15 protein-coding genes are annotated in these 13,857 nt (G+C 71.1%); 5 read left to right on the forward strand and 10 right to left on the reverse strand.

From position 1 onward, the window contains the following. Window positions 1-33: 33 nt before the first annotated feature. From pqqA to LZG04_RS06430, 4 genes are all read right to left on the reverse strand, one after another. Complete coding sequence (gene pqqA, locus LZG04_RS06415) at window positions 34-129, reverse strand: pyrroloquinoline quinone precursor peptide PqqA (protein WP_233814149.1); 96 nt, start codon at window positions 127-129, stop codon at window positions 34-36. Window positions 130-205: 76 nt separating this feature from the next. Continuing rightward, window positions 206-1,369 carry a polysaccharide deacetylase gene (locus LZG04_RS06420; protein WP_233814151.1) on the reverse strand — a complete coding sequence of 388 codons (1,164 nt, stop codon included), beginning with the start codon at window positions 1,367-1,369 and terminating at the stop codon, window positions 206-208. A gap of 61 nt (window positions 1,370-1,430) precedes the next feature. Then, complete coding sequence (locus tag LZG04_RS06425; protein ID WP_233814153.1) at window positions 1,431-2,132, reverse strand: class F sortase; 702 nt, start codon at window positions 2,130-2,132, stop codon at window positions 1,431-1,433. Beyond that, window positions 2,129-3,550 carry a collagen binding domain-containing protein gene (locus tag LZG04_RS06430; RefSeq protein WP_233814155.1) on the reverse strand — a complete coding sequence of 474 codons (1,422 nt, stop codon included), beginning with the start codon at window positions 3,548-3,550 and terminating at the stop codon, window positions 2,129-2,131. Before LZG04_RS06430 ends, LZG04_RS06425 begins: the two co-directional genes overlap by 4 nt. 249 nt (window positions 3,551-3,799) lie before the next feature. Here LZG04_RS06430 and LZG04_RS06435 point away from each other — a divergent pair, with 249 nt between their 5' ends. Next, window positions 3,800-4,618: a Bax inhibitor-1/YccA family protein gene (locus LZG04_RS06435; RefSeq protein WP_233814158.1), complete on the forward strand. Its 819-nt coding sequence runs from the start codon at window positions 3,800-3,802 to the stop codon at window positions 4,616-4,618. A 192-nt stretch (window positions 4,619-4,810) separates the two neighbouring features. Here the strand turns inward: LZG04_RS06435 and LZG04_RS06440 are convergent, their stop codons facing one another. Genes LZG04_RS06440 through LZG04_RS06450 form a run of 3 tightly spaced genes read right to left on the reverse strand, consistent with a single transcriptional unit; the run spans window position 4,811 to window position 7,137 of the window. After that, on the reverse strand, window positions 4,811-5,020 hold the full coding sequence (locus tag LZG04_RS06440; protein WP_233814160.1) for a hypothetical protein: 210 nt from the start codon (window positions 5,018-5,020) through the stop codon (window positions 4,811-4,813). Between the two features lie 60 nt (window positions 5,021-5,080). Further along, complete coding sequence (locus LZG04_RS06445; RefSeq protein WP_233814162.1) at window positions 5,081-6,301, reverse strand: acetyl-CoA C-acetyltransferase; 1,221 nt, start codon at window positions 6,299-6,301, stop codon at window positions 5,081-5,083. Window positions 6,302-6,357: 56 nt separating this feature from the next. Beyond that, window positions 6,358-7,137 carry an SGNH/GDSL hydrolase family protein gene (locus LZG04_RS06450; RefSeq protein WP_233814164.1) on the reverse strand — a complete coding sequence of 260 codons (780 nt, stop codon included), beginning with the start codon at window positions 7,135-7,137 and terminating at the stop codon, window positions 6,358-6,360. A 97-nt stretch (window positions 7,138-7,234) separates the two neighbouring features. Here LZG04_RS06450 and LZG04_RS06455 point away from each other — a divergent pair, with 97 nt between their 5' ends. The 3 genes from LZG04_RS06455 to LZG04_RS06465 all read left to right on the forward strand — a co-directional run bounded on the left by LZG04_RS06455 (window position 7,235) and on the right by LZG04_RS06465 (window position 11,069). Beyond that, the gene (locus LZG04_RS06455) at window positions 7,235-8,605 is read left to right on the forward strand and encodes a cystathionine beta-synthase (RefSeq protein ID WP_233814166.1); all 1,371 of its coding nucleotides are present in this window, start codon (window positions 7,235-7,237) and stop codon (window positions 8,603-8,605) included. 150 nt (window positions 8,606-8,755) lie between these two features. Then, complete coding sequence (locus tag LZG04_RS42375; protein WP_308198976.1) at window positions 8,756-9,820, forward strand: RDD family protein; 1,065 nt, start codon at window positions 8,756-8,758, stop codon at window positions 9,818-9,820. 97 nt (window positions 9,821-9,917) lie between these two features. After that, entirely contained in the window at window positions 9,918-11,069 is a 1,152-nt protein-coding gene (locus LZG04_RS06465) for a cystathionine gamma-synthase (protein ID WP_233814168.1), read from the forward strand. 288 nt (window positions 11,070-11,357) lie between these two features. Here LZG04_RS06465 and LZG04_RS06470 read toward each other — a convergent pair whose 3' ends face one another. From LZG04_RS06470 to hppD, 3 genes are all read right to left on the reverse strand, one after another. Continuing rightward, complete coding sequence (locus LZG04_RS06470) at window positions 11,358-11,630, reverse strand: DUF2277 domain-containing protein (RefSeq protein ID WP_233814170.1); 273 nt, start codon at window positions 11,628-11,630, stop codon at window positions 11,358-11,360. A gap of 31 nt (window positions 11,631-11,661) precedes the next feature. After that, window positions 11,662-11,892, reverse strand: a complete 231-nt coding sequence (locus LZG04_RS06475; RefSeq protein ID WP_233814172.1) for a hypothetical protein — start codon at window positions 11,890-11,892, stop codon at window positions 11,662-11,664. 173 nt (window positions 11,893-12,065) lie between these two features. Beyond that, a complete protein-coding gene (gene hppD / locus LZG04_RS06480; RefSeq protein WP_233814174.1) occupies window positions 12,066-13,247 on the reverse strand; it encodes a 4-hydroxyphenylpyruvate dioxygenase in 1,182 nt (393 codons plus the stop codon). A 75-nt stretch (window positions 13,248-13,322) separates the two neighbouring features. On the opposite strand from hppD, the gene LZG04_RS06485 reads away from it, so the two are divergent. Then, the gene (locus LZG04_RS06485; RefSeq protein ID WP_233814176.1) at window positions 13,323-13,817 is read left to right on the forward strand and encodes an Lrp/AsnC family transcriptional regulator; all 495 of its coding nucleotides are present in this window, start codon (window positions 13,323-13,325) and stop codon (window positions 13,815-13,817) included. Window positions 13,818-13,857 lie beyond the last annotated feature (40 nt).

Consider the following 13,857-nt stretch of genomic DNA (forward strand, 5'->3'; position numbering starts at 1 on the left):
CGTCCCCGGCCGGGTCGGGCGCGGCGGGCGGGCTCAGCGGCGAGCGGCGTAAGCGGTGACTTCCATCGGGGTGTCGACGTCCCGGAAATCGGGCTTCACCCAGGGGCGCTTCTCGGGCTCGGTGGTCATGCGCAACTCCTCGGACGCGTGGTGCTTCTCCGTGGGGCGGCGGTAACCCACCGTAGAGCTTCCGGCGGGCACCGCGCTAGTTCCGGGCGGCGGGCATGCGCCTCAACTGTTCCAGCACCACCGGATCCTGCAACTGCATCCACTGGATCACCTCCGTATAGGTGGCGCACACCGTTTCAGGCTTGACACACACCTCCCCGAGGAAGCTCTCCACCGCGTTGCTGAACGCGCCGCCCGCCCACTCGTTGAAGTGGTTGCCGATCACGATCGGCGCGCGGTTGCCGTTGACCGCCGCCTGGTGCACCGACCGGTACGTGTCCAGCACGATCCGGGTGTAGTCGGCGGCCTTCTCCGGTTCCTCCTTCGCGCCGTTGAGCGCGTACCAGAGGTTGAAGTCCATCATCACGACCTGCTTGCCCAGGGCGGGCACGCGCACCTCCGGCATGGGGAACTCCCACAGGCCCTCGTGCACGTACGGCCAGACCACGCCGAGGCTGACGTGGCTGGTGTCGTAGGCCAGGCCGTGCCCGCGCATCGCCGGGAACGCCTGCGGCCAGTCGCCCTCCAGGCACGGCGTCCGACCGCCGCGCACGGCCGCCGGGTCCAGCTTGAACCCCTGCCGCCTGGCCTTCTCCACGATCGCGAAGAACTGGTCGAGCTCCCGGTTCCACTGCTCGGTGCTCCAGGTGCCGACGTTCGGCTCGTCACCGACGCAGAAGTGCCCGTTGTAGTGCGTGCCGATCTCGTGGCCCGCGTCGATGGCCGCGTTGAGGTAGCCGATGCGCAGCGCCACGTCCGCGCGGCTGCCGCCGAACCCGATCGACGAGTAGCCGGACCGGTGGCCGGGGCCGGTGTAGGTCGCGCCCTCGTCGTCGGGCACCAGGTACACGCCCGACAGCAGGCCGGTGACGTGGGCGTTCACCCGTTCGGCGATCGGCATGATCCGGTCCCAGTGCGGCTTGGACGCCGCGCCGTCGAACGAGAACAGCACGAACTGCGGCGGCTTCTCGCCGGGCAGCATCCGCCGCATCCACGCCGGCGGCGAGGCCGAGGCGGGCACGGTCGGCGCGGCGGCGGCGCTGGTGCTGCCGGAGGTGCGCGGCGCCATCGGCAGCGGTGCGGCCAGGTCGCCCACGTCGTTGCCCGGTCCGGGTTCGCGGGCACCCAGCACGGCCAGCACCACCAGGGTCAGCGCCAGCGCGACGCCCGTGCTCAACCAGCCCCATCGCTTCACAACCACAAGACGACGCGAAGTGTCCGGAGGTTGCCTGTGCGTGACGCCACCACTGCCCGTGACCGGGTCACGCCACCGGCGTGGCGGTCACGACCTGGTTCTCCTCGTAGCCGGTGTCGCCGCCGACCCACCGCCCTCCGCACGTCACCAGCACCAGCCGGTGCCCGCCCCGCGGCCCGAACAGCTCGACCGCCCGGGACGGCAGGTCGTCCTTGCGCACCGCCTCGACCCGGGCGACCCGGAACCGGAACGTGCGGCCCGCGGTGTCGACCACGGTCACGTCCTGGCCGACCGCCGCGCGCCACAGCGCGTCGAACGGACCGGTCAGGCCCTTCCAGTTCACGTGCCCGGCCAGCACCGTGGCGCCCTCGGCCGCGCCGAGGTCCACGCCCCACCACGTCGCCTCGCCGAGGGCCTCCGGGATCGGCAGCACGCCGTCCGCGGTGACCTCGGCGCGCACCAGGGTGGCCGAGCCGCCGCCGGGCAGCCGCACCGTGCCGGGCCGCTGCGCGGGCGGGTCGGCGGGCGGCGGGGGAGGGTCGGTGGTGCTCGTCGCCGGTGGCGGTGACGCGGGCGGGTTCGCGCCGACCGGCATGCCGGCCAGGTCGATGCCGCGCCCGGACCGCGTGCTGTCGCCCAACGGGTGCGGCACGACGGCGTCACCGGGTACGGGCCTGCCCGCCAGCACGACGTCCGGGGCCTGGGTGGAGACGAGCGCGGCGGAGGCGAGCAGGGCCGCCACCGCCGCGCCGGTCAACAGTGCTCTCACGACCGCGCGGTCGCCCGTCGCCGCACCAGCAGGCCGACCAGCGTCGCGCCGATCAGCACCACGCCGCCGAACCCGACCAGCGCGCCGGTCGGCGTCTGCGTGGTGAAGGCGGCCTTCGCGACCACGCCCGCGCCCTCGGAGCCGGCCGGGATCGTGATCGGGACGACCGGCTTGTCCGGCTTGTTGGTCAGCGCGAGCGCCAACGTCTGGCCGGGCTCGACCTTCCCGCACGCCTTGGGCGGCGCGGTGGGGTCGAAGAACTCCTCGTAGCCCTTGGCCGGTGCGACCTCGATCACGCAGATCTCCTGCGGCGTGCGCAGGTCCGGCACCTCCGCGGTGCCGTCCGCCGAGGTCTGCAGCACCAGCGGCGTGCCCTCGGGGCCGGTCAGCGCGGTGTCGTCCTGCCGCTGGGCGGGCGTCGAGCCGTCGGCCGCGGTCACCTTCAGCGCCACCCCGGAGATCGCCTTGCCGGTCTCGGCGTCGGTCTTGGCGACCTTCACCACGCCCGGCGGGGTCTTCGCGGTCGTCGACGCGTTCGCGGCCAGCTTCTTCTCGCCGCCCGTGGTGACGATCCGCTGCATGTCGTTGTTGGCCGGCACGTGGACCTTGGGCCGGTCGGCGGGGCTGTCCAGCTTCACCGTCACCGACGGGTTCGGGCCGGTCGGCACGACCTGCACGGCCAGCGCCTTGCCGTCGGTGGGCGTGGCCAGCTCGCCCGCCGGCGCGCCGCTCTCCAGCGTCGCGTCGGTCAGCTCCACGCTCACCGGCGCGCCGGCGACCTGGCCGCCGTCGGTCTTGGTGATGTCCACCACCCACGTGTCGGGCGTGCCGATGACCTGCTCCTTGGTCGGAGCGCTCACCTTCGCCGTCCACGGGCCGCGGTTGGCCGCCGCTTCCTCCTCCAGCCGCTTCACCGCCTGCTGCGCCTGGCCGAAGCGCCCGAGCTGCTGGTAGTGGAAGTCGGCGTTGTAGGCGATGTGCTTGAAGTCGCTGTTCGGGTCGAGGGAGATGCCGTTGGCCGGGTCCTCGTACGCCGTCCACGTGTGCAGCAGGTGCGCCAGCGCCGCCGCCTCGTCATTCGACTGGGTGTTCGCGTACCTCAACAGGAGGTACGAGATGCTGCCCGCCACGTCGTCGGGCAGCCGCGCGCCGCCCTTGGAGCGCAGCTCGTCGCCCTCCTTGTACTCCACGTTGCTGTCGGGGGCGAGCAGCGAGTACTGCACGCACCACACCTGTTGGCCGCGCCACTTGTAGGAGCCGAGCCAGTCGCCGCCCGCCGGCTTGCCGCGGTAGCCCTGCGCGTCGGTCTCGTGCCCCGGCCCCTTCTCCACCAGCGGGGGTTGGGCTCCCGCGGCGGGTGCGGCGAGCAGGGCCAGACCGGTCGCGAGCACCGCGCCGGCGAGTCGTCTCCACACCATGATGTCCTGAACCCCTCGGGCGAGCCGGTGGGCGTCGCCGGTCGGTGAGAGCTGCCGGCACAGAGCCTTACGGGTCCGAGATCACGTCGACAAGCCACCAGCGGGGTGGAACCGCGACTACGCTCCGCAGCGCGGGGTGTGGATTCGAGATCGACAGTCCGAGTAAAGTCACTTTTACCCGACGGGAACCGATCGACTCGTGTGGTCGTTGAACCCCGTGACGGCGTCAGCACGCCACAGGAGGACGAGGTGCGTACCACCAGCAACCCCGCGTTCCGCAACCTGCCGACCAGCGGCGGTGGCGGTAACTACGCAGGCTTCGGCCAGCCCTACCAGGGGCAGCAGCAGTACGGCGCGCAGCAGTACGGCGGTTACCAGCCGGCCCCGCCGACCACCGGTGAGCGCCCGATCACGATCGACGACGTGGTGACCAAGACCGCCACGACGCTCGGTGTGGCCATCCTCACCGGCTTCGTCTCGGCGTGGCTGGTCCTCTCCGGCGCGGTCGCGCCGTTCGCGCTCGCCGTGCCCGGCATGATCGTCGGCCTGGTCCTGGCCCTGATCATCATCTTCAAGCAGAAGCCCAGCGGCCCGATGGTGCTCGCCTACTCGGCGGCCGAGGGCGTGTTCCTGGGTGCGATCACCGGCGTGTTCGAGGCGATCTTCCCCGGTATCGCCTGGCAGGCGATCCTGGGCACGTTCGGCGTGTTCGCCGCGATGCTCGTGGTCTACAAGACAGGCGCGATCCGCGTCACGCCGCGCCTGACCAAGTGGATCATCGGCGCCACCGTGGGCGCGGTCGTGCTCATGCTGGCCAACCTGGTGCTGGGCCTGTTCGGCGTGAACATGGGCCTGCGCGACGGCGGCACGCTGGCGATCATCTTCAGCCTCGTCGTGATCGGCATCGCGGCGTTCAGCTTCCTGCTGGACTTCGAGGCGGCGAACGAGATGATCCGCGCCGCGCTGCCCGCCAAGTACGCCTGGCTCGCCGCGTTCGGCCTGATGACCACGCTGGTCTGGCTGTACCTGGAGATCCTGCGCCTGCTGTCCTACTTCCAGAACGACTAGCACCACCCGCACGGACTCGAAGGGCGTCCCGGCTCCGCCGGGGCGCCCTTCTCCGCGCGTGTCCTACCTCCAGAACGCGTGAGTCCTACGTTCAGAACGCGTGAGTCCTACGTTCAGAACGCGTGAGTCCTACGTTCAGAACGCGTGTGTCCTACGTTCAGGACCCCCGAGTTCAACGCTCAGAACGCCGGGTCAGCCGCGCCACGCGTGGTCCTCCTCCATCGTCGAGCCGACCTCCACCAGGCATGGCACGCACAACGTGCCGCTCCGCTCGCGCACCACGTACTCCGGTGGCACGGAGTGGGTGCAGGCCGCCTCGAAGTACGCCGCCGAAGCCTGGCGCGTGGAAAAGGCGTGGCACAGCCGGTCGTACCCGCTGTGCCACCACACGTACTGCCGCATCTCCCCGACCTCCCCCCTACTCAAGGGTAGGACGTCGGGTAACAGTAATCGTGACGCGGTTCAGCTCAGCCGTTCGATGACCATCGCCATGCCCTGGCCGCCGCCGACGCACATGGTCTCCAGGCCGAACTGCTTGTCGTGGAACTGCAGCGAGTTGATCAACGTCGTGGTGATCCGCGCCCCGGTCATCCCGAACGGGTGACCCACCGCGATCGCGCCACCGTTGACGTTGAGCCGGTCCAGGTCGATGCCCAGGTCCCGGTACGACGGGATGACCTGCGCCGCGAACGCCTCGTTGATCTCCACCAGGTCGATGTCCGAGATCGACATCCCGGCCAGCGCCAGCGCCCGCTTCGACGCCTCGACCGGCCCGAGGCCCATGATCTCCGGCGACAGCCCCGACACGCCGGTGGACACGATCCGCGCCAGCGGCGTGATCCCCAGCTCCTTCGCCTTCACGTCGCTCATGATCACCAGGGCCGCCGCGCCGTCGTTCAACGGGCAGCAGTTGCCCGCCGTGACGCGCCCGTCCGGCCGGAACACCGGCTTGAGCCCCGACACGCCCTCGATCGTCACGCCCGGCCGCGGGCCGTCGTCGGCCGACACGACCGTGCCGTCCGGCAGCGTCACGGGCGTGATCTCGCGCGCCCAGAACCCGTTGGCGATGGCCTTCTCGGCGAGGTTCTGCGACCGCACGCCGAACTCGTCCATCTCCTGCCGCGTCACGCCCTTGGCCAACGCGAGGTTCTCCGCGGTCTGGCCCATGGCGATGTAGATGTCGGGCACCTGGCCGTTCCGCCGCGGGTCGACCCACTCCGACGCCCCGGTCCCGGCCACGGCGGCCGTGCGGGCCTCGGCCTCGGCGAACACCGGGTTGTGCGTGCCCGGCCACGAGTCCGACGACCCGCGCGCGAAGCTCGACACCGTCTCGACGCCGGCGCTGATGAACACGTCGCCCTCGCCGGCCTTGATGGCGTGCAGCGCCATCCGGGTCGTCTGCACGCTGGACGCGCAGTAACGGGTCACCGTCGTGCCGGGCAGGTTGTCGTACCCGGCCAGCACGGACACCACGCGGCCCATGTTGAAGCCCTGCTCGCCGCCGGGCAGGCCGCAGCCGAGCATGAGGTCGTCGATGTCGTTCGGGTCGAGCTGCGGAACCTTCGCCAGTGCGGCCTTGAGCACCTGCACGGTCAGGTCGTCGGCGCGCATGTCCTTCAGGGAGCCCTTGCCGGCACGCCCGATGGGCGACCGGGCGGCGGAGACGATCACGGCCTCAGGCATTACGGAACTCCTTTGTTTCGCCGCAACGTGTGACGTGCAGCCTAGTTAACGCCCGTTCAGCGCGGCCACCACTCGTGACGAAGGACGCCGCACAACGGGGCCAGCAGGATCGACGTCGCCGCCTCGTACCCGGTCGCGCTCGGGTGGAACCGGTCCCGGCTGAAGTAGTCGGCGTGCCGCGCCCGGAACTCGGCCGCGAGCAGGTCGCCCAACGCCACCGCCACGCCGCCCGCCCGCTCCACCTCCACCCGCTGCGCCCGCGCCAACCGCCGCGACCAGCCACGCGCCACCGACCGCAACGGCTCCGCGATCGGCCGCACGGTGCCCAGGTCGGGGCACGTGCCCACGACCACCCCCACCCCGGCCGCACGCAGCCGGCGTACCTGCGCGCCCAGCAACGCCGCCGACACCGGGATCGACAGCCGCGTGGTCACGTCGTTCGCCCCGATGATCACCAGCGCCACGTCCGGCGGGTCGGCCACCACCCGGTCCACCTGCGCGGCCAGGTCGCGCGACGTGGAACCGGAGATCGCGTACGTCTCCAGCCGCACGGGCGCGCCCACCTCGTCGGCCAACCCGGTCGCCAGCACCACGCCGGGCAGCTCCGCCGCGTCGTCCACGCCCAGCCCGGCCGCCATCGAGTCACCCAGCACGGCGAACCGCACCGGCGGCCCGTCACCCTCCCCGTACACGCGGTCGGCGCGCAACGGCGGGGCCTCCGGCACCCCGATCACCACCCGCGCCCGCCGGGTCTGCTCGGTGACCAGCCCGTACGCCACCCCCGCCAACCCGCCCAACGCCCCCGCGACCACCGCGAGGAGCCGGAACCCCCGCATCGGCACCTCCCTGTCCCCACCCCCATCGTCCACCGGGCCGAACGTCGCGCCACCGATATACGCTCAGCGAGTCATCTCAAGAAGTGGAAGGTCCGTCGTGGAGTACGTCGAGAGCGTCGTAGACCTGGTCGGCAACACGCCGCTGGTGAAGCTGAACGCGGTGGCCGAAGGCCGGCGGCCGCTGATCCTGGCCAAGGTCGAGTACCTCAACCCCGGCGGCAGCGTGAAGGACCGCATCGCGCTGCGCATGGTCGAGGCGGCCGAGCGCAGCGGCGAGCTCAAGCCCGGCGGCACGATCGTCGAGCCCACCTCGGGCAACACCGGCGTCGGCCTGGCGCTCGTGGCCCAGCAGAAGGGCTACAAGTGCGTCTTCGTCTGCCCGGACAAGGTCAGCGTGGACAAGCGCAACGTGCTCAAGGCCTACGGCGCGGAGGTCGTGGTGTGCCCGACCGCGGTCCCGCCGGAGCACCCCGACTCCTACTACAACGTCTCCGACCGCCTGGTCGCCGAGATCCCCGGCGCGTGGAAGCCCAACCAGTACGCCAACCCGGAGAACCCGGCCAGCCACTACCACGGCACCGGGCCGGAGGTGTGGCGGCAGACCGAGGGCCGGATCACGCACTTCGTCGCGGGCGTCGGCACCGGCGGCACGATCTCCGGCACCGGCCGTTACCTCAAGGAGGTCTCCGAGGGTCGCGTGAAGATCATCGGCGCGGACCCGGAGGGCTCGGTCTACTCCGGCGGCAGCGGCCGGCCGTACCTGGTCGAGGGCGTCGGCGAGGACTTCTGGCCGGACGCGTACGACCGGGACGTGTGCAACGAGATCGTCGCGGTGAGCGACGCGGACTCGTTCGAGATCACCCGCCGGCTGGCGCGCGAGGAAGGACTGCTCGTCGGCGGCTCGTGCGGCATGGCGGTCGCCGCGGCGTTGCGGGTGGCCGACAACGCGGGCCCGGACGACGTGATCGTGGTGCTGCTGCCCGACGGCGGGCGCGGCTACCTGTCGAGCGTGTTCAACGACAAGTGGATGGCGCAGTACGGCTTCCTGTCGCCCGACACGTCCGGTGCGACGGTCGGCGACGTGTTGCGGCGCAAGGACGGCACGATGCCCGACCTCGTGCACGGCCATCCCAACGAGACGGTCGCCGAGGCCGTCGCGATCATGCGCGAGTACGGCGTCTCGCAGATGCCGGTCGTCAACGCCGAGCCGCCCGTGATGGCCGCGGAGGTCGCGGGCGCGGTCAACGAGCGCGACCTGCTCGACGCGCTGTTCACCGGCAAGGCGCAGCTGACCGACCGGCTCGACCGGCACATGTCGTTGAAGCTGCCGACGATCGGCGCGGGCGAGTCGATCAGCTCGGCCATGGCGGCACTGTCCTCAGCGGACGGTGCGCTGGTGCTGGACGACGGCAAGCCCGCCGGCGTCGTCACCCGGCAGGACATCCTGGGTTTCCTCGCCGGTCGCTGACCGGCCGCCCCGCCGCCGTCAACGTGTCCTGATCGTCACCGCGGATCGGGACACGTTGACCGGTTGCGCGTGGCCAGAGCGGTGGCATCCGCTAGCGTTGGCCACCGACTCATACACCTACGGCCCGTGCCAAGGGGGTTGGAAACTCCGATGAACGCTCCGCAGCCGCCAGGGAACCAGCAGTTCGGCGGTCAAAACCAGCAGGAGCAGGGGCAGGGTGCCCAGCCCCCGAACGCCGACGCGACGCAGGTCGTGCCGAGCGGCGGTCAGCCCCCTGCTTTCCCGCCGCCGGAGGCGACCCAGGTCGTGCCCTCCGGCCAGCCGCAGTCGAACCCGGACGCCACGCAGGTCGTGCCGCCGGCCGCGACGCAGCAGCCCGCTTCCAACCCGTACGGCCAGCCGCCGCAGCAGCCCGGCTCCGGCGCGTTCCCGGCGCAGCAGCCGCCCGCGTACGGCCAGCAGCCGCCCCAGTACGGCCAGCAGCCGTACGGGCAGCAGCCGCCGTCGAACCCGTACGGCCAGCCCGCCGCGAACCCCTACGGCCAGCAGCCGCCGTCCAACCCGTACGGCCAGCCCGCGTCCAACCCCTACGGCCAGCCGCAGCAGCAGGCGTGGGGCGCGCAGCCCGGCTACCCGTCCCAGCCCGCTTACGGCGCGCCCGCGGGCGGTTACGCGGAGTGGGGCAGCCGCGCGGTCGGCTTCCTGATCGACTACGCCGCGCCCGGTGTCGTCGTCGGCATCCTGGCCGGCATCGGCGCGGCCACCGGTGACCCGACGATCTCGTTGATCCTCAGCGGCATCGGCTACCTGGGCTGGCTCGGCTTCATGATCTACAACTCCTGGTACCTGGCCGGCACCACGGGCCAGTCGATGGGCAAGAAGATCGCCAAGATCAAGCTCATCAAGGAGGAGACGGGCCAGCCGATCGGCTTCGGCAACGCCTTCGTGCGGCACCTGTGCCACTTCGTCGACTCGCTGCCCTGCTACGCGGGCTGGTTCGCCCCGCTGTGGGAGGCCAAGAAGCAGACGTGGGCCGACAAGATCATGGGCACCATCGTGGTCAACGCACCCGAGACCGCGGCACCCGGCGGCTACCCCGGCTCCGGCGGCTACGGCCAGCCGGCCCCGAACCCGTACGGCCAGCCGCCCGCGTCCAACCCGTACGGCCAGCCGCAGCAGAACCCGTACGGCCAGCAACCTCCCCAGCAGTGGTGAGGTAGGTCGGACACCGATCCGTCAGCGATTCACCCAACCGTCCGTCGGCCTTCCGGTCGACGGGCGGTTGCTTTTTCGGTCGCCGTACCCTAGGGGCATGACGGACACCGGCCACTACGGTTTCGCGACCAGGGCTATCCACGCCGGGCAGGACCCCGACCCGACCACGGGCTCGGTCATCGTGCCGATCCACGCCACCTCGACCTACGCCCAGGACGGCGTCGGCGGGCTGCGCGGAGGGTTCGAGTACTCCCGCACCGGCAACCCGACCCGTGCCGCGCTGGAGGAGTGCCTGGCGGCGCTCGAAGGCGGGCGGCACGCGCGGGCGTTCGCCTCCGGCATGGGGGCGACCGACACCGCCCTGCGCGCGATGTGCCGTCCGGGTGACCACGTCGTCATCCCGAACGACGCGTACGGCGGCACGTTCCGGCTGATCGACAAGGTGCTGTCGCACTGGGGTGTCGAGCACACGCCCGCGCCGCTGTCCGACGTCGACGCGGTGCGCGCGGCGATCCGGCCGAACACCAAGGTCGTCTGGGTCGAGACGCCGACCAACCCGTTGCTCAACATCGCCGACATCGCGTTGCTCGCGCAGGTCGCGCACTCGGCGGGCGCGCGGCTCGTGGTGGACAACACGTTCGCCTCGCCGTACCTGCAGAGCCCGTTGGAGCTGGGCGCGGACGTGGTGCTGCACTCGACCACCAAGTACGTGGGCGGGCACTCCGACGTCGTCGGTGGGGCGCTGGTCACGTCGGACGACGACCTGGACGCGCAGTTCGGGTTCCTGCAGAACGGCGCGGGTGCCGTGCCGGGGCCGTTCGACGCGTGGTTGACGTTGCGCGGGATCAAGACCCTCGAAGTGCGCATGGAGAAGCACTCGGACAACGCCGAGAAGGTCGTCGAGGCGCTGGTGCGGCACCCGAAGGTGACCCGCGTGTACTACCCGGGCCTGCCCGAGCACCCCGGCCACGAGGTCGCGGCGAAGCAGATGCGCCGGTTCGGCGGGATGATCTCGTTCACCGTGGCGGGTGGTGAGGAGGAGGCGCTGCGCGTCTGCTCCCGCACGAAGCTGTTCACCCTGGCCGAGTCCCTGGGCGGCGTCGAGTCCCTGATCGAGCACCCGGGCCGCATGACCCACGCCAGCACCGCCGGCTCCCTGCTGGAGGTGCCGTCCGACCTGATCCGCCTGTCCGTGGGCATCGAGTCGGCCGACGACCTGGTCACCGACCTCCTGACCGCCCTCTCCTAACCCGAGAGTCCTACGTTGAGAACGCGTGTGTCCTACGTTCAGAACGCGTGTGTCCTACGTTCGGAACGCGCGTGTCCTACGTTCAGAACCCCCGAATTCAACGCTCAGAACGCCGAACCCCGCGCCCAGCCACCTCGGGCGCGGGGTTCGCGGTGTTCTGAACGTTCAACTCGGGGGTTCTGGACGTAGGACACGCGCGACGCGAACGTAGGACACGCGCGACGCGAACGTAGGACACGCGCGACGCGAACGTAGGACTCACGCGGCGTGGAGGTTGGACTCTCGAGGTCAGCGGGGGCCGAAGCGGGCGGCGGAGCGTTCCTTGGCCTTGGCGGCCTCGACCTCGCGGTCACGCGGTGCGGCGGTCGTGACCAGCGAGTCCAGCAGCACGCGGGTCGCCTCGGCCACCGCTTCCACGGCCGCGTCGAACGCCTCCTGGTTCGCCGCCGACGGACGCGTCGACCCGCTCACCTTGCGCACGTACTGAACGGCCGCCGCACGGACCTCGTCCTCGGTGGCGGGCGGTTCGAAGTTGTGGAGCACCCTGATGTTGCGACACATGGCTCCACTATCACCCAAACCGACGACCGCGTCAGGGCTTGACGTCGTACCGGGCGTTCTCCACCCGCGGCACGGCGGGCAGCTCGTGCCCGTCCACGCACCCGCCGACGAACTCCACCACGCCGTCGCGCTCCACGAACCTGCCGCCGTCCGCGCACCCCGCGTGCGCCACGGTGAAGAAGGCCGCGCCGGTCAACGCCACGGCCGTGGCCACCGCTCCGACGAGCGGGAGCACCGCGGTGACCCGTGCCGCGAGCGCCATCGCCACCCTCCAGGTGAATGCTGTGTGAGCTGCCCCCGCACCGAGCGTACCGCTCCCGGCGCGCCCGGTACGGCGATCGTCAGCGTTCCGACCGCAAAAGGCCGGCCCGGGGTGCCCGGACCGGCCCGTTGCCGTCCCAACGCCGGGCCGGGCCCGGCGGTTCCAGCGGGAGCTCAGAGGTTGCCCCGACGCTCCTGCTCGCGCTCGATCGCCTCGAACAGGGCCTTGAAGTTGCCCTTGCCGAAGCCCAGCGACCCGTGCCGCTCGATCAGCTCGTAGAACACGGTCGGCCGGTCGCCGACAGGCTTGGTGAAGATCTGGAGCAGGTAGCCGTCCTCGTCCCGGTCGACCAGGATCCGGTGCTCCTTGAGCACCTCGATCGGCACGCGCACCTCGCCGATGCGCGCCCGCAGCTCCGGGTCGTCGTAGTAGGAGTCCGGCGTCTCCAGGAACTCCACGCCCGCCGCCCGCATCGCGGTCAGGGTGGCCACGATGTCGTTGGTCGCCAGCGCGATGTGCTGCACGCCCGCGCCCTCGTAGAACTCCAGGTACTCGTCGATCTGCGACTTGCGCTTCGCGATCGCCGGCTCGTTGAGCGGGAACTTCACCCGGTGGTTGCCGTTGGACACGACCTTGCTCATCAGCGCCGAGTAGTCGGTGGCGATGTCGTCGCCGACGAACTCCGCCATGTTCACGAAGCCCATCACCCGGTTGTAGAACTCGACCCAGTGGTCCATCCGGCCGAGCTCGACGTTGCCCACGCAGTGGTCGACCGCCTGGAACAACCGCTTCGGCGCTCCCGCGGGCCGCACGACCGTGCTCTCCCGCGCCTCGTAACCGGGCAGGTACGGCCCGCGGTAGCGGGACCGGTCGACCAGGGTGTGGCGGGTCTCGCCGTAGGTCGCGATGGCCGCGAGCCGGACCGTGCCGTGCTCGTCGGTGAGGTCGTGCGGCTCTTCGAGGACGGTGGCGCCCTGGGCACGCGCGTGCTCGACGCACTTGTCCACGTCGGCGACCTCCAGCGCGAGGTCGACCACGCCGTCGCCGTGCCTGCGGTGGTGGTCGAGCAGCGGGCTGTCCGGCCGCACGCCGCCGTTGATCACGAACCGCGCCGAGCCGGACTTGAGCACGAAGGACTTGTGGTCGGGCTGCCCGGTCTCCGGTCCGGCGTACGCGACGAGCTGCATCCCGAACGCGACCTGGTAGAACCAAGCGGTCTGGGTCGCGTTGCCGACCACGAACACCACGGCGTCCATCGAGCGGACGGGGAACGGGTCGCGCGTCCCGTCGTAGTCGACCAGGCCCACGAGTTGGCGGAGCTGGTCGTAGCTCACGTCGTCAAGCTGCTGCGTCATACCTCACAGCATGTGGAATGCTGGTCAGGGTGAGCAACAGTCTCTTGATTCGCTGGTCATCTTGTACAGTGGTTCATGGCTTCCGACTCGCAAACTGAACACTCTGACCAGGCCGTGGACGCTCTGGACGCACGGCTGTTGCTGCTGCTCACCGACGAGCCCAGGCTGGGCGTGCTGGAGTGCTCACGGCGCCTGGGCGTGGCCCGCGGCACGGTGCAGGCGCGGCTGGACCGGCTGGTGGCGCGCGGTGTGCTGACCGGGTTCCCGCCCGCGCTGGACCTGGCCGCGATGGGCTACGGGCTGACCGCGTTCGCCGTGCTGGAGATCGCCCAGGGGCGGCGGCACGAGGTGTCGCAGGGCCTGGCCGCGATCAACGAGGTGTGCGAGGTGCACGCGACGACCGGGCCCGGTGACCTGTTCGTACGGGTCGTGGCCCGGTCCAACGCCGACCTGCAACGGGTGATCGACTCCATCGTGGACGTGCCGGGCGTGCAGCGGCTGTCCACCTCGATCGCCCTGTCCACCCCCGTCCCGCCCCGCGTGCGGCCCCTGCTGGAACGCATCACGTGACGCGACAGCAGAAGGGCGGCCACCCCGCGGGGTGGCCGCC

Source organism: Saccharothrix sp. S26 (genome assembly GCF_021390395.1).
Lineage (GTDB): Bacteria > Actinomycetota > Actinomycetes > Mycobacteriales > Pseudonocardiaceae > Actinosynnema.

Excerpts from the sequence above, each read along its gene's own strand:
- pqqA (WP_233814149.1), bottom strand. The coding sequence starts at position 129 with ATGACCACCGAGCCCGAGAAGCGCCCCTGGGTGAAGCCCGATTTCCGG.
- LZG04_RS06430 (WP_233814155.1), bottom strand. The coding sequence starts at position 3,550 with ATGGTGTGGAGACGACTCGCCGGCGCGGTGCTCGCGACCGGTCTGGCC.
- LZG04_RS06440 (WP_233814160.1), bottom strand. The coding sequence starts at position 5,020 with ATGCGGCAGTACGTGTGGTGGCACAGCGGGTACGACCGGCTGTGCCAC.
- LZG04_RS06445 (WP_233814162.1), bottom strand. The coding sequence starts at position 6,301 with ATGCCTGAGGCCGTGATCGTCTCCGCCGCCCGGTCGCCCATCGGGCGT.
- LZG04_RS06450 (WP_233814164.1), bottom strand. The coding sequence starts at position 7,137 with ATGCGGGGGTTCCGGCTCCTCGCGGTGGTCGCGGGGGCGTTGGGCGGG.
- LZG04_RS42375 (WP_308198976.1), top strand. The coding sequence starts at position 8,756 with ATGAACGCTCCGCAGCCGCCAGGGAACCAGCAGTTCGGCGGTCAAAAC.
- LZG04_RS06465 (WP_233814168.1), top strand. The coding sequence starts at position 9,918 with ATGACGGACACCGGCCACTACGGTTTCGCGACCAGGGCTATCCACGCC.
- LZG04_RS06470 (WP_233814170.1), bottom strand. The coding sequence starts at position 11,630 with ATGTGTCGCAACATCAGGGTGCTCCACAACTTCGAACCGCCCGCCACC.
- LZG04_RS06475 (WP_233814172.1), bottom strand. The coding sequence starts at position 11,892 with ATGGCGCTCGCGGCACGGGTCACCGCGGTGCTCCCGCTCGTCGGAGCG.
- hppD (WP_233814174.1), bottom strand. The coding sequence starts at position 13,247 with ATGACGCAGCAGCTTGACGACGTGAGCTACGACCAGCTCCGCCAACTC.
- LZG04_RS06485 (WP_233814176.1), top strand. The coding sequence starts at position 13,323 with ATGGCTTCCGACTCGCAAACTGAACACTCTGACCAGGCCGTGGACGCT.